The sequence below is a fragment of the Gordonia paraffinivorans NBRC 108238 genome (assembly GCF_000344155.1).
Lineage (GTDB): Bacteria > Actinomycetota > Actinomycetes > Mycobacteriales > Mycobacteriaceae > Gordonia > Gordonia paraffinivorans.
This window is the reverse complement of the sequence record NZ_BAOQ01000033.1, coordinates 38,188-52,056: the sequence shown is the minus strand read 5'-3', so window position 1 is coordinate 52,056 and position 13,869 is coordinate 38,188. Positions and strand designations below refer to the sequence as shown.

The window sequence follows — 13,869 nt, the reverse complement described above, 5'->3', positions numbered from 1 at the left end:
GCCGCCGATCTTGCTGCTCATCTCGGGCGATTCCGCGCCATCGACGCAGTTCAACCCATTTGCAGTGCTTCTCCACTGGCCGTCCTGGAAACCCCGGCGCCGGTCTCCGAGCCGGTGACTCACTTCGCCGGGCGGGGTCCATCCGAGGCGCAGGACCGTCCGTCGTCGGATCTGAATGCGTTCCTGAGGGAGGCCGAGAAGGCGGTCCGCGACAAGCGGAGGGCGTTGACCACGCCACAGCCGATGTGGCGCAGAGCGCTCGGTTCGCGACCGCGGATCGCCGGTGCGGTGGCCGCGGTTCTCGTGGTCGGGGCCACGGTGATGCTCGCCGTCTCGGTCGCGGGTGGCGATGAGCCCGAGCGGGCAGTCTCGGCAGACCCCGCCTCGTCGGTCGCCCCGACCGACGCGGCATCGACCACCGCCGCGGCTCGCGCACCGGCCTGCTCCCCGCACACCGCGGGAGCGGGCACGACGGTGTCGGACGGTGACGACGCCGGCCACCAGAATTCGGGTGCGGGGGCGATCCGCGCGTTCAATCACGCCTACTACGTACTGCGTTCGGCAAAATCCGCCCGCGCGGTGACCACGCCGGGCGCGGTCGCCTCTGAGTACGTGATGCAGCAGTACATCGATCAGCGCCCGACCGGCACGCGGCACTGCCTGAAGATCAGCGAACGGGGCCCCGGTGAGTACTCGGTGGTGCTCACCGAGCTGCAACCCGACGTCGCACCGATCACGTACCGCCAGGTCATCCACACCACGACGGTCAACGGCAAGGTCTACATCGAGTCCATCAAGGCGGTCGAATGAGCACGTGCACAGAACCATTCGGCACAGCAGAGGTCCATGCCGCGCACGCGGCCGAGAAAGGTGACAGAGGAATGAGTCAGAGTCGGGGGCGTCATCGTCGGCATCGTGTGCCGTCGGGTCCGTTGCTGTCGGTGACGTCGGCCGTGGTGGCCGCGTCGATCACCGCGGGAGCCGGTATGGCATACGCCGTTCCGGAGCAGGGCGGCACGGATCCGTCGGATGTCGCTCCGGGACAGGGCGGCACGTCGCCGACGGATGTTGCGCCGGGTGCGCCGGCTCCGGGTGAGACGATCGTCCGACCGGTGGAGGTTCCGGGTCCGGGCACGATCCCTGGTCCTCCCGTCGAGGCGCCGTACCGGTCCTACGACGAATCGCTGTCGCAGTCCTACGCCCAGCCGTACACGCCGGTGATCACCAATCCCGTTGCGCCGCGGGTGGCTCCGCCGGTGCGTCCGATCGCGCCTCCGCCGGACAAGATCCGTATCGGCAACTTCGTGTCCGACATCCCGGAGGGGTTGTCGGACAAGGACGTCAACTCGATCAACGCGTGGTCGGCGTATGGCGAGGCGAAGATCGCGCAGGGCCTGATCTCGGTGGGCGTGCCCGAGGACGAGGCGTCGCGTCGTGCGGCTGCGACGATCATCGGAGTCATGGCCGGCGGCACGGCCGGTGCTGTGGCGCTGGGGATTCCGTCGGCGGTGGTCGGTGCGGGAGGAGGCGCCATCGTGGGTGCGGTTGCCGGCGGTGTCGTCGGCTCGCTGGCCCCCTACTTCGTCCTGGGGCCGGAGTTCGCCCCGATCGGGGCCGGGATCGGCGCAGCGGTGGGCGGTGTCGGCGGCGCTGCTGCCGGGGCGGCGGTCGGCTTTGCCCTCGGTGGCACCGCCGGGGGGCTTCTGGCCTACTCGCTGGGCGCCGGTGATCCGGGTGCGAATCCGGATGAGCCGTGGAAGAACGATGGACCTCGCCGTGCTGCTCCGGAGGTGAAGGGGCCGAATCAGTTCGAGTTCCATCTGTCTGCTGATCAGGCACGCCGTTCGGGTCTTCCGGCCGTCGACTACGTGGTGAACAACCGCGGTGATGTGGACGTGAAGGTCGGTGCCTCTCGATACAAATGGTCGGGAGAGCAGGCGCGCGCGCCGTATGCGGTGCTCGGCTCTGGTGTGGAGAAGTCGGTTCGCGGCTGGACCCGAACGCAGTCGGACAACCTGAAGAGAGCTGTGCCGGGGAGTGACGTTCGGTGGCCCGGTGCAGCTGACGGTCGAAGCGGTGGCGATCGATAGTCCGGTGCGCGTGCCCGCGGGTTGTGGGGCGGCGCTGTGGATGTTGGTCCCTTGATCTCCGCGAGTGTGATGAGCCGCTGATGATGTGGGCGTGACATGGAGGGAAGAATGAGGAAGAGTCCTACGGCTACGGCGACCACCTTTTGGTTCCGTGAGGACCGATGACCGGGTCGACTCCTCTTCGCGACGGCGACCCGCAATCCTGGGATGAGCGGGCCGTCGTCGTCTGCGGCTCGGCGGGTGGCGTCGGCACGTCCGTCGTGTCGGCGCTGCTCGCGGAGCATCGCGCGGCGTCGGGTCTCGGCCTGCTGTCCTGGTGGGTCGACGCCTCGGGCAACGACTGCGACATCGAACTCCGACTTCGTGGCACCGGCGACGACGAGTTGCTGCGCACCGCGTCGGGAACAGGACTGTGGCTTCCGCCGGAGGAGGCGACCGTCACCGACGCCGTCGTCGAGGCGTGGCGCCAAGGGGCAGTGCCCGTCGTCGACGCGGGTGCGCACCCGCTGACCCTGCTGCCCGAGCTCGCCGAAGACGACCTGCCCAACCTCACACCGGTCCTCGTGATCAGCCCCCGGCCCGACCTCCTCAACCGGGCCCGCGTCGTCTTCACCGAATGGGACCGCGCCGGAGTGCTGGAGCAGACCGTCGTCGTGATCACCACCCCGCTGCCCGTACCTCAGCAGGAGGGACTTGCCGAGATGCTGGTCGGTGTGGTGTCCGGCGCGGTCGGCGGTGTGATCGGCCTCGACTACGATCCGGTGATCGGAGCGGGAACCGGCCTCGACGCCGAAGCGCGCCGCGGCTTCCTTCCGGCGACCGCCGCGACCATCGCCGAACTCGCCTCGGCCACCTCCAACCGGCGCTGAAGCCCCGGCAGGGTGCGACCTGGGGTATCGGGAGACGACACCCCGACACCCTTTGTGAACGCGGTGCCCCTTTCGGATCGGCCGCACGTGGAGCAGCATGGGGGAGTATGACCGGGTCAACTCGCACGCCATTGTCCGCCGCGCAGGTCACCGAGACCGTTGCCGACCCGTGGCGCGTGGTCGCCGGGAAACTCGCTGCCGCGTACCGCACGGGTTCGATGGTGAAGGGCGGCGAGTTCGTCTCCCGGATCATCGACGCCGCCGAGGAGGCGAATCACCACCCGGACATCGACCTGCGTTACGGCTCGGTGCATCTCACGCTCACGACACACAGTGCGCACCAGCTCACCGAGGCCGACGTGGCGCTCGCGAACCGGGTCACCGGAATCGCCGCAGACATGGCACTCGAGGTGTTGCCGGCGCCCGCGGCGGCGATCGACCTGGCGATCGACGCTCTCGACATCGCGGCCATCCGCCCGTTCTGGAAGGCCGTGCTCGGTTACTCCGACGGTCATTCGGAGGAATTCGCCGACCTCGTCGACCCGCCCGGGCGGCTACCGACGGTGTGGTTCCAGCAGATGGATTCGCCACGCAAGCAACGGAATCGGGTCCACTTCGACCTGTGCCTCCCGCACGATGTGGTCCACGGACGCCTGCAGGCCGCGATCACCGCGGGCGGTCAGCTGCTGTCGGACGACTACGCGCCCGCATGGTGGGTCCTCGCCGATCCGGAGGGCAACGAGATCTGCCTGTGCACCTGGCAGGACCCGGACGACCAGATGATGTCGCCCTGAGACGAGACCAGCGGGGGCCGAAGCCCCCGCTGGTCGAATTCTCTTGGTGGACCGATCCTTACGAGCAGAGACCCTCGTCCTGGGCGGCCTTCGCGACCGCGGCGGCGACGGCCGGGGCGACGCGCTTGTCCAGCGGGCTCGGCACGATGCGATCTGCGGCGAGGTCGTCGGCGACAACCGAGAAGATGGCGTCGGCGGCAGCGATCTTCATGCCCTCGCTGATCCGGCGCGCACCCGCGTCGAGAGCGCCCCGGAAGACGCCCGGGAACGCGAGCACGTTGTTGATCTGGTTCGGGAAGTCGCTGCGTCCGGTGGCGACGACGGCCGCGTACTTGGCGGCGGTCTCGGGGTGGATCTCCGGGTCGGGGTTCGACAGCGCGAACACGATCGAGTCCTTGTTCATCGACGCGATCAGTTCCTCGGGGATGACACCGGCCGAGACGCCGATGAAGACATCCGCACCCGCGAGGGCCTCGACCGCGCCGCCGGTCACGCCGCGCGGGTTGGTGCGCGAGGCGAGCTCGGCCTTCGACTCGTTGAGGCCGTCACGGCCCTGGGAGACGATGCCCTTCGAGTCGAGCACGATGACGTCGGTGACGCCGGCCGCGAGCAGGATGTTGGCGCACGCGACACCCGCGGCGCCGGCGCCGGAGATGACGACGCGCAGGTTGGTGATGTCACGGCCGAGATGGGTGACGGCACCCTTCAGGGCGGCGAGGACGACGATGGCGGTGCCGTGCTGGTCGTCGTGCATCACCGGGCAGTCCAGGGCCTCGATGACGCGACGCTCGATCTCGAAGCAACGCGGCGCCGAGATGTCCTCGAGGTTGACCGCGCCGAAGCTCGGGCGCAGCCGGATGAGCGTCTCGACGATCTCGTCGGGATCCTTGGTGTCCAGGACGATCGGGATCGAATTGAGCCCGGCGAAGCTGCGGAACAGGGCCGACTTGCCCTCCATGACCGGCAGCGACGCACGCGGGCCGATGTCGCCGAGGCCGAGAACGGCCGAACCGTCGCTCACCACGGCGACCAGCCGGTCGGTCCAGGTGTACTTGTTCACCAGGGTGGCGTCGGTGTCGATGGCGCGCGAGACCTGGGCGACGCCCGGCGTGTAGGCGATCGACAGGTCGCGCTGGGAGTCGATCGGCGCGCGCAGCTCGACCGACAACTTGCCACCGGAGTGAGCCAAGAAGATCTCTTCGTCGGTGATCGGCATGTCGGCGATCGAGGGTTCGGGGATGTCGCCCATGCGTGTGTCCTCCGTGCTCGTCACGGTCGGGTCCTCCTGAGTGCCGCGCACAGTGCGGCGCGGGTTGCATCGTCTCGCCGGCGACGCTGCCCGCGAGCTATTCAAATAACCGCGTCTACGCGAGCGGGTGGCTCAGCGGACGCGGTCGGGCCGCGAAGAGCGGGGGGTGGACGCTCGTCACGGCTGCATCAAGTGTCTCACCGTCCCACCCAGTGGAAGCGCCGGGGTATGGGGTGGTCAGGGCTTCATCGGGCATTGGTAAGGTACAACTTGTGTCTATGTTGCATACTTCGGCCGAATCCGCTGCTGAGCGGGTGTATGCCGAGGTCAAGGAGCAGATTCTCACCAACTCCATCGCCGGCGGCGAACTGATCAGCGAGGGCGAGATCGCCGCGAGGTGCTCGGTGAGCCGCACCCCGGTGCGCGAGGCGTTCCTGCGTCTGGAAGCCGAGGGGTGGATGCGTCTGTATCCGAAGAAGGGCGCGCTCATCGTGCCGATCGGGCAGCGGGAGAAGCGGGACGTCGTCGACGCCCGGCGCCTGCTCGAAGGGCACGCGGTGCGGTCGGTGACGTCGCGTCCGGGCGCGGTGCCCGAACTCGTCGCGCAACTGCGCGAGAACCTCGAGGCGCATCGACACGCCGATCCGTCCGACGTCGTCGAGTTCTCGCGTCTCGACGCCGAGTTCCACCAGTTGATCGCGGCGGCAGGCGACAACCCGATCCTGGCCGACTTCTACGTCACGCTCGGCGAACGTCATCGCCGCATGACGATCGCCTCGGTCCACCGCGACGCGGCCGTCGCAACCCGCATCCTCGACGACCATCTCGAGTTGCTCGACGCCATCGAGGCCGTCGACGCCGATCGTTTCGAAGAACTCCTCGCGGGGCATCTCGCCGGAGTCCACGACCTGCCGGGAGCATCCGCATGAGTCACAACACGTCCCGTCTCGGCTGGCCGGCGGTGTCCCTGGCGGTGTTCGCCACCGCGTGGGGCGGCAACGAGTTCACCCCGCTGCTGGTGATGTACCGGCAGATCAGCGGCCTGTCGCCGGTCGTCGTCGACGCCCTGCTGTTCGCCTACGTCTTCGGCATCGTGCCCGCCTTGCTGATCGGCGGTCCGCTGTCGGACCGCTTCGGACGACGTCCGCTCATGCTGCCCGCGCCGGTCTTCGCGGCACTGGGTTCGGTGCTGCTCGCCGCCGGCTCCCAGTCGGTCGCCCTGTTGACCGTCGGCCGCGTCTGCAGCGGGATCGCGCTCGGCCTGTCGATGGCCGTGGGCGGCAGCTGGATCAAGGAACTCTCCGACCGCGACGGCGCGCGCCCCGGATCGGGCGCGGGACGCGCCGCGATGAGCCTGACCGCCGGTTTCGGCATCGGCGCCGGAGTGGCCGGCGTGCTCGCCGAGTGGGGTCCGAAGCCGCACATCCTGCCGTATGCACTGAACATCGCGATCGCGATCGCGGCCGGCGTTCTGCTGACCCGAGTGCCGGAGACACGGCTGCGCCGTGCGAACCCGGGCCCGCTGCTCGACGACCTGCGCATCCCCGCCGCGGGGCACCGCCGGTTCCTGTTCGTGGTGCTGCCCCTCGCGCCGTGGGTCTTCGGCGCCGCCGCGTCGGCGTACGCGATCATCCCGGCCGTCATGGCGGTCCGCACCTCCGGCGCGCCCATCGCCTTCGCTGCGCTGTGCTGTGTGCTCGGCCTGGGCGCCGGATTCGCCATCCAGTCCGTCGGGCGTCGCATCGACGTGCCGGGGACGTCACGCGGAGTGGTCGTCGCCCTGACGACCCTCGTCGCGGGGATGGCCGTGGCTGCGGCGGCGGCACACGTCATGACCGTGTGGCTGGCGCTGGTCGCCGCGACGCTGCTCGGCTGCGGCTACGGCATGGCGCTCATCGCCGGGCTCCTCGAAGTGCAGCGCATCGCCGGGCCCGACGACCTCGCCGGGTTGACCGCGGTCTTCTACAGCGTCACCTACCTGGGCTTCGCCGTGCCGGCCCTGCTGGCGTGGATCTCCCAGACGTGGACGGCGGTCACCTACACCGAGATGTTCGGCTTCGGCGCGGTCGCCGCCGTGGGCTGTCTCGGCGTCGTCGTGGCAGGGCACGCGCGGAACCGGCCCCGGATCGAGGAGATCCTGATCGACGCCGACGCCGTCGACGACGGGGCGGTGGTCACCGGACAGTCGCGGTGACCCGTCGCCGGGTACCCTGCTGAATGTTTGGTCGGGGCCGGTCCGTCGGACGACGTGACGTGAGGTCCGACCCATTCCGGTGTGACGAGCGACTGTGGAAGGGCACGGGCTGATGGTGCTGGCGGCGTGGGTGGTCATCGTTACCGCGCTCGTGCTGATCCTCCCCGGCGCCTTCGTCGGCCGCCGCATGAGCCTGCCGTGGCCGGTCGCCTTCGCGGCCGGGCCGGCCATCACATTCGCGCTGGTCTCCGTGCTCACCGTCCTGTACTCGGCCGTCGGTTTCGTGTGGAACCCCGTGTCGGCGCTGGTCGGCCTGCTCATCGCGCTCGTCGGCGCCTGGATCTGGTCCCGACTCCTGCAGACCGGCATCGGCCTGCGACTCGCCCCCGCGCCCGCCGACACCGGTGAGCCCGGCGTCGGCCGGACCGCGATCCTGCGCGTCGCGGCGGGGCTCGGCCTGGGCGGCGTCATCATCGCCGTCACCTGCATCCGGCCGGTGGCCAAGACCGCGTTCGCCGGTCTGAACAACATTTCCCAGGTGTGGGACTCGTTGTGGCACGCCAGTTCTCTGCGGTGGATCAACGAGACGGGCATCGGCTCGGCCATGCGCATGGGCGAGTTGATGAACTACGACACCCACGGGTTCAACTACTACCCCAACACCTGGCATGCGCTGGGAGCTCTGCTGTTCCCGTTGACCGGCGCCAACCCGGTCGAGATGTACAACACCTATTCGCCGGCGGTGCTGGCGGTCACGGTGCCGCTGGGGGTCGCCTCGCTGGCCTACTGGTTCGCGCGGCACCGCTACGACGTCGACACCTCCGCCCTCATCGCCGGGGTCGCCGGTGCCGTCGGCGCGCTGTTCCCGTCGCTGCCCTACGTCGAGGTGCAGTTGACCTCGGTGCCGAACGCGGTCGGCGTGAGCCTGGCACCCGCGGTCGCCGTGCTGGTCATCAGCGTCGTCCGCGACCGCCGCCGCGTCGGACCCGCGGCCCTGGCCGTCTCCGGCGTGACGGCCACCCACCCGTCCGGCCTGATCCTGCTCGGCGTCATCGTCGCCCTGTGGTGGCTGCTGGAAGGGGCATGGCGTCCCGCGGCGAGCCGCCTCGCCGACCTCGCGACCCTCGCCGTCACCGCGGCCCTCACCCTCGTCCTGATCTTCCCGGTCGTGCTGGGCACGATCCGCGTCGCCGACACCAACGAGTTGCCGTTCTTCGACTTCCGCGAGGACGGGATCGGCGTGCTCGACGGTCTGGCCCAGGGGGCGTTCAACGGGACGATCCCGCTCAACCTCGACCACTACCCGAACTGGCCGCTCATCATCGTCACCGTCGTGGGCCTGGCCGTGCTGGCCTGGTTGCGATGCTGGGCCGGTCTCGCCGGATGGGTGGTCTTCGCGCTGGTCACCACCAATGCGGTCGTCTCGCTCGGTCCGCTGTCGTATCCGCTCGGTGCGATCGGCGGCTACTTCTACAACTCGCCGCACCGCCTCACCTTCGTCGTCGCGATGTTCTCGGCCGCGGCCGCCGGAACGGCCATCGGCGTCGCGCTCGTCGCGGTGACCCGTTTCCTCGGTCGTCGTCTCCCGCCGTCCGGAGACGACGCCGCGCCCGCGCCGACGAAGAAGTCGCGGGTGCTGGTCGCCGCCACCTACGTCGTGCTGCTCGCGCTCATCGCGGGAGCGGCCGTGGTCCGGTACCCGCCCAACGCCCAGATCGCGTCCAAGGAACGCGGCGGCAAGTACATCGGCCCCGACGATCTCGTCGCCTACGAGTGGTTGGCGTCCCAGCCCGACGCCTACGACGTCCTGGTCCTCAACAACCTCGATCAGGGCACCGGATGGCTGTACCCGGTGACCGGGGTGACGCCGCTGTTCCCGTTCTATCGGGCCAACGAGTTCTCCGACCGGCAACGCGACCTCTTCTGGGGTGCCGCGAAGATCGGCGCCGATCCGGCGATCGACCAGATCGTGCGAGACCTCAACGTGCACTACGTGATCGACTCCCCGCCCAGCTACTGGGAATTCCAGCGCGGCCGACCCGATCCCGAGAACGGCCACCAGGGAGACCCGTTCCTCGAACTCCGCGAGAACGGGGCGCCGGGTCTCACCGAGGTGTTCCGTCAGGGCGAGACCGTCGTCTACCGGGTCAACGAGAAGGTCTACCCGCCGGCGCCGGTACCGGTCCCGCCGCCGGCGGAGGCGCCGGTTCCCGCACCCTGATCAGTGACGCGGTCGCTCGACCCGGCCGTCCGGATACCGGGCGAAGCGGGTCTCCGACCGCGCATGCACCGGCGCGTCCGAGGGCCACGGCCAGCCGCCGAACCCTGTGCGGCGGTAGTCGTCGAAGGCCTGCTGGATCTCCTCGGCGCTGTTCATCACGAACGGGCCGTACTGCACCACCGGCTCGCCGATCTCGGCGCCTTGCAGGACCAGGATCGTCGCGGGCGAGTCCCCGTTGACGACGTGGAGCGCCGCCGGCCGGGACTGCTCGAACCCCTGACCGGATCCGACTGCCACGCCGTCGATCTCGACCCCGGCTCCCGTGCCGTGGACGTACAGCAGGCGAGCGGTGCCGGCGTCGGCCGCGGGCAGGTCGATCACCGCGCCCGGTTCGAGGTCGACGAGCCAGATGGCGACGTCCGACGCCGGGTCCGCCGCCCACGAGTGCGTCGGCGGGGCGAGCGCGGTTGCGTCGTCGAACCGTCCGGCGACGACTCGAAGGACGGCCCGCGAGCCGTCCTCGCCGCGCGTCACCACCGGGATGTCCTCGCGCCACTGCATCGTGAACTCGGGATCGGCGGTCTTGTCGCGCGCCGGTAGGTTGAGCCAGATCTGGTACAGCTCGAAGGGATTGTCGGAATCGGTGTCGAGCAGCGGGAACATCTCCGAGTGGGAGACGCCGCGGCCGGCGGTCACCCACTGGACGTCCCCGTCCCCGTATCGCGCACTGGCGCCGGTCGAGTCGGCGTGATCGACGACGCCCCTGCGGACGATGGTGATCGTCTCGAAGCCGCGATGCGGATGAGCGGGGAAGCCGGGGACCGTGCGCCCGTGGTACATGTTCCAGCCCGACGGATGCCCGAAGTCGCTGCCGAGTTCCCGGTCGGCGACGCCGGTGGCCGGGCCCATCTGCTCGTTGCCGGCGGGGTAGGCGTCGACGTGGTGGGCGGCGAAGAGGAACGGGCCGACGCCGCGCCACGGGTGCCCGAGGTCGACGACGCGTCCCGCTGGGGCGGTCGGGGTCGCCGGACGGCTCTGTTCGGTGAAAGTCATGGTGAAGTCCTTCCCATCGCTGTCTGCGATGCTGCCGGACTCAACACCGGCGACTCCACTCTTATTTCAAGAGTGCTCTCGTTTCGAGAGAGGCGTAGGCTCGCCGTATGGCTGAGACCCGGTCCACCGTGTCGGACGAGGTGACCGTCGACGACGTCCTGGCCGGCTCCGGGACCGTGCGCGCCGCGCTGCAGACGATCGGCGGCGTGTGGCCGATGATGGTCCTGATCGCCCTCGACACCGAGCCACGTCGCTACGGGGAACTCCGCCGCACGGTCACCGGCATCAACGACCGAATGCTCTCCCAGACGCTGCGCCGGTTCGTTCGCGACGGGCTCGCGGACCGCGGCGTGATGCCGACGCGGCGCTCCTGTGTGCAATACACGCTCACCGACCTCGGGGCCGAGGTGCGCGCGGCCGTCGCCGACCTCACGGCGGTGATCATCCGGCTCGCCCCGCGCGTCGAGCAGGCCCGCGAACGCTTTGATCGTCTATCCGGTGAGGAGTCCCTATGACCGACTACGGACAGCCGTTGCGCTTCGGGTTCTTTCCCAGCCCTCGCGCCGACAACCTCGACAACCTGCTGCGCATGGTCGAGATCGCCGAGGATCGCGGCCTCGACCTCGTCAGCATCCAGGACCACCCGTACCAGAAGCGGTTCCTCGACACCTGGACGCTGCTGTCGGTGGTCGGTGCGAGATCGTCGTCGATCCGCCTGTCGCCCAACGTCGCCAACCTCCCCCTGCGGCCTCCGGTGATGCTCGCGAAGGCGGCGGCGAGTCTCGACGTGATCACCGGCGGCCGAGTCGAACTCGGCCTGGGTGCCGGGGCGTTCTGGGACGGCGTGGTCGCCGCCGGGGGACCGAGGCGGTCGCCGGGCGAGGCGGTGCGCGCCCTGACCGAGGCGATCGCCGTCATGCGCGCCTTCTGGTCCGGCGGCACGGTCGATCTCGACGGAGAGTTCTATCCCGTCCACGGACTGCACGCGGGACCCCCTCCGGCGCACCGCATCCCGATCTGGCTCGGCGCACTCGGCCCGCGCATGCTGCGACTGACCGGCGAACTCGCCGACGCCTGGGTCCCGAGCCTGCAGTTCGTGCCGCCCGAGAAGGTCGCGGAGAAGAGCGCGGTCATCGACGACGCCGCCGAGGCCGCCGGCCGCGACCCCGGCGACATCGCGCGGATCTACAACATCGACGGCAACTTCGGGACCGGCGGCGGCCTCCTCGAGGGAAGCCCTGCGCAGTGGGCGGAGCAACTCACCGACCTCACGGTGACGCTGGGGATGAGCACCTACATCCTCGCCACCGACGATCCGGATGATCTGGCGCGTTTCGCGGACGAGGTGGTGCCCGCGGTGCGGGAGCTCGTCGCCGCGGAACGGCAGGGTTGAGCAGCCGATGCCGGCGAACCCCGAGCGACTACGATCGGCGACCGTGCCACCCGTCGACGCCCCCACGCAGCCTGCGGCCTCCGCCGGCCGGCGCGCGAATCGCCGCGGGCAGGCCACGCGCGACGCCATGCTCGACGCGGCGATCAGGTCGCTGGCGTCGGGCGACCCGGCGTCGGTGTCGGGAAACCGGATCGCCAAGGACATCGGCGCCACGTGGGGCGCGATCAAGTATCAGTTCGACGACATCGACGGGCTGTGGGCCGCGGTCCTGCGCCGCACCGCCGAACAGCGCGGCGACCTGCCGGTCAGCGTGAAACCCGAAGCGCCGCTGGCCGAGCGGGTCGAGGCGATCGTCGACCTGCTGTACGACGGGCTGTTGACGAAGGAGTCCCGGGCGATCGAGACGTTGCGGGCCGCGTTGCCCCGCGACCCGGACGAGTTCCGGCGGCTGTTCCCCAAGACCGCGGCGGAGTTCGCGTCCTGGGGTCCGTCGTGGACGGACGCCTGCCAGCGGGCGTTCGCCGATCTGGGTGTCGACCCCGACCGGGTCAAAGAGGTCGCGGCATTCCTACCGGGCGCCATGCGCGGCCTCGTGTCGGAGAAGCAGCTGGGCAGCTTCCAGGATCAGGAGCTCGCCCGAAAGGGCCTCGCGCGGGCGATCGTCGCGCTCCTCTCCTCCGGCTGAGCTGCCGACGCGATCCTCGCGCCTCGCGGTCAGCCCCGCCACACATCCATCGTTCGTGTCACCACGGTCTCGACCGCGAGGGTGACGACGCACAGCATGGCGATGCAGCCGGGGACGAAGACGAGCAGGTCGTCGATGCGTTCCCACGCAGCCGGACTCCACAGCGCGACCCAGGTGAGCACGAGTGCGATCGCGGTGGCGAGCTCACCCACGACGTTGACCGTCATGAACAGGCGTGCGCTCAGCTTGTGACGCTTCGCCATGCGGCGGGAGAAGTGGAAGTCGGCTCCGAAGGCGAGCAGCAGGACGGCGAACACCGACAGCAGCACGCCGAAGTCGTCGGCTGTGAGATCACGCATGCCGACCATCGTGGCCCATGTGAGGCGGAGGCCACATGAGGACACCTGGCACCTTTTGAAACCGGCCTGAATTTAACCGGCTTCTGGCTGGAGCACTCCGCATGCATCTGTATACAACTAAATGCAGTTCGAGTCCCGAAGTGCGAAGAACAAGGAGAACTGTGGAGATGGAGACGACCACCATCGAGTCGCCCGAGGTGCAGGCCGCCATCGCGAGCCTTCGGGACACGGCGCCGTTCGTCTACGGCCTCACCAACTACGTCGCGGCGAACCTGAGCGCCAACGTCCTGCTCGCGCTCGGCGCCGGCCCCGCCATCGGCGCCGCCCCGGGCTTCACCGCCTCGTTCCCGGCAGGCGCCGGCGCCGTCTGGATCAACGGCGCGGCCCTGATGTCGTCGGTCACGCCGGAGGCGCTCGAGGAGGCCGCGGCCACCGCGCACAAGGCGGGTACGCCGTGGGTCTTCGACCCGGTCGCGATCGGTGGGGGGGCAACGAATACGACGAGATCCTCAAGTCGTTGCTGAAGTACAAGCCGGCGATCATCCGCGGCAACGCCAGCGAGATCTCCGCGCTGGCCGGCGGCGAGGGCGGCAGCGGGGTCGACTCGACGCTCGACTCCTCCGAGGTCGTCGACACCGTCAAGCAACTCGCCGTCCGTCTCGACGCCGTCGTCGCGGTGTCGGGACAGGTCGACTACCTGTGCGACCCGGCCGGGCGTGCCACCTCCGTCGAGGGCGGCGACGCACGCATGCCGCAGGTGACCGGAACCGGTTGCAGCCTCGGCGCATTGAGTGCCGGATTCTGCGCGGTCACCGATCCGTTCACCGCCGCGCGGGCCGCACACGCCGCGTTCGCCGCAGCAGGTCAGCGTGCCGGGGCCCGAACCACCGGCACCGGGTCGTTCGCCGTGGCCTTCGTCGACGAGCTCTCCGCACTCTGACGATCCCCGCCGACGACGCGAC

At 69.7% G+C, this 13,869-nt stretch carries 15 protein-coding genes; 12 read left to right on the top strand and 3 right to left on the bottom strand.

Annotation, left to right across the window (positions count from 1 at the left end):
* Positions 1-114 precede the first annotated feature (114 nt).
* From GP2_RS15815 to GP2_RS15800, 4 genes are all read left to right on the top strand, one after another.
* Positions 115-810 carry a DUF8176 domain-containing protein gene (locus tag GP2_RS15815; RefSeq protein ID WP_255218645.1) on the top strand — a complete coding sequence of 232 codons (696 nt, stop codon included), beginning with the start codon at positions 115-117 and terminating at the stop codon, positions 808-810.
* Positions 811-881: 71 nt separating this feature from the next.
* Entirely contained in the window at positions 882-2,090 is a 1,209-nt protein-coding gene (locus GP2_RS15810; RefSeq protein WP_255218644.1) for a hypothetical protein, read from the top strand.
* Between the two features lie 161 nt (positions 2,091-2,251).
* The gene (locus tag GP2_RS15805; protein WP_006901537.1) at positions 2,252-2,959 is read left to right on the top strand and encodes a hypothetical protein; all 708 of its coding nucleotides are present in this window, start codon (positions 2,252-2,254) and stop codon (positions 2,957-2,959) included.
* A gap of 107 nt (positions 2,960-3,066) precedes the next feature.
* Positions 3,067-3,753 carry a 4a-hydroxytetrahydrobiopterin dehydratase gene (locus GP2_RS15800; RefSeq protein WP_006901536.1) on the top strand — a complete coding sequence of 229 codons (687 nt, stop codon included), beginning with the start codon at positions 3,067-3,069 and terminating at the stop codon, positions 3,751-3,753.
* A gap of 58 nt (positions 3,754-3,811) precedes the next feature.
* Here GP2_RS15800 and GP2_RS15795 read toward each other — a convergent pair whose 3' ends face one another.
* Positions 3,812-5,002 carry an NAD(P)-dependent malic enzyme gene (locus GP2_RS15795; protein WP_040527249.1) on the bottom strand — a complete coding sequence of 397 codons (1,191 nt, stop codon included), beginning with the start codon at positions 5,000-5,002 and terminating at the stop codon, positions 3,812-3,814.
* Positions 5,003-5,280: 278 nt separating this feature from the next.
* Between GP2_RS15795 and GP2_RS15790 the strand changes: the two genes are divergently transcribed.
* From GP2_RS15790 to GP2_RS15780, 3 genes are all read left to right on the top strand, one after another.
* Positions 5,281-5,931: a GntR family transcriptional regulator gene (locus tag GP2_RS15790; protein WP_006901534.1), complete on the top strand. Its 651-nt coding sequence runs from the start codon at positions 5,281-5,283 to the stop codon at positions 5,929-5,931.
* Positions 5,928-7,196, top strand: coding sequence for an MFS transporter (locus GP2_RS15785; RefSeq protein WP_006901533.1), 1,269 nt, complete (start codon positions 5,928-5,930; stop codon positions 7,194-7,196). The genes GP2_RS15790 and GP2_RS15785 overlap by 4 nt, the downstream gene beginning before the upstream one ends.
* A gap of 112 nt (positions 7,197-7,308) precedes the next feature.
* Positions 7,309-9,417 carry a DUF6541 family protein gene (locus GP2_RS15780; protein WP_040527232.1) on the top strand — a complete coding sequence of 703 codons (2,109 nt, stop codon included), beginning with the start codon at positions 7,309-7,311 and terminating at the stop codon, positions 9,415-9,417.
* Here GP2_RS15780 and GP2_RS15775 read toward each other — a convergent pair whose 3' ends face one another.
* Positions 9,418-10,470, bottom strand: a complete 1,053-nt coding sequence (locus tag GP2_RS15775; protein WP_006901531.1) for a pirin family protein — start codon at positions 10,468-10,470, stop codon at positions 9,418-9,420. It abuts the gene before it with no gap.
* A gap of 107 nt (positions 10,471-10,577) precedes the next feature.
* Between GP2_RS15775 and GP2_RS15770 the strand changes: the two genes are divergently transcribed.
* From GP2_RS15770 to GP2_RS15760, 3 genes are read left to right on the top strand one after another with little or no spacing between them, the layout of a single operon-like run.
* Positions 10,578-10,985 carry a winged helix-turn-helix transcriptional regulator gene (locus tag GP2_RS15770; RefSeq protein WP_006901530.1) on the top strand — a complete coding sequence of 136 codons (408 nt, stop codon included), beginning with the start codon at positions 10,578-10,580 and terminating at the stop codon, positions 10,983-10,985.
* Entirely contained in the window at positions 10,982-11,863 is an 882-nt protein-coding gene (locus tag GP2_RS15765) for an LLM class flavin-dependent oxidoreductase (protein WP_006901529.1), read from the top strand. Before GP2_RS15770 ends, GP2_RS15765 begins: the two co-directional genes overlap by 4 nt.
* Positions 11,864-11,906: 43 nt before the next feature.
* Positions 11,907-12,548 (top strand): TetR/AcrR family transcriptional regulator, encoded by a 642-nt coding sequence (locus GP2_RS15760; RefSeq protein WP_040527247.1) that lies wholly within the window; start codon positions 11,907-11,909, stop codon positions 12,546-12,548.
* A gap of 29 nt (positions 12,549-12,577) precedes the next feature.
* On the opposite strand, the gene GP2_RS15755 is transcribed toward GP2_RS15760, so the two are convergent.
* Positions 12,578-12,907: a hypothetical protein gene (locus tag GP2_RS15755; protein WP_006901527.1), complete on the bottom strand. Its 330-nt coding sequence runs from the start codon at positions 12,905-12,907 to the stop codon at positions 12,578-12,580.
* A 167-nt stretch (positions 12,908-13,074) separates the two neighbouring features.
* Here GP2_RS15755 and GP2_RS22245 point away from each other — a divergent pair, with 167 nt between their 5' ends.
* Both GP2_RS22245 and GP2_RS22240 read left to right on the top strand, forming a co-directional pair.
* Positions 13,075-13,431, top strand: coding sequence for a hydroxyethylthiazole kinase (locus GP2_RS22245; protein ID WP_006901526.1), 357 nt, complete (start codon positions 13,075-13,077; stop codon positions 13,429-13,431).
* Positions 13,425-13,847, top strand: a complete 423-nt coding sequence (locus tag GP2_RS22240) for a hydroxyethylthiazole kinase (RefSeq protein WP_006901525.1) — start codon at positions 13,425-13,427, stop codon at positions 13,845-13,847. The genes GP2_RS22245 and GP2_RS22240 overlap by 7 nt, the downstream gene beginning before the upstream one ends.
* Positions 13,848-13,869: the final 22 nt, after the last annotated feature.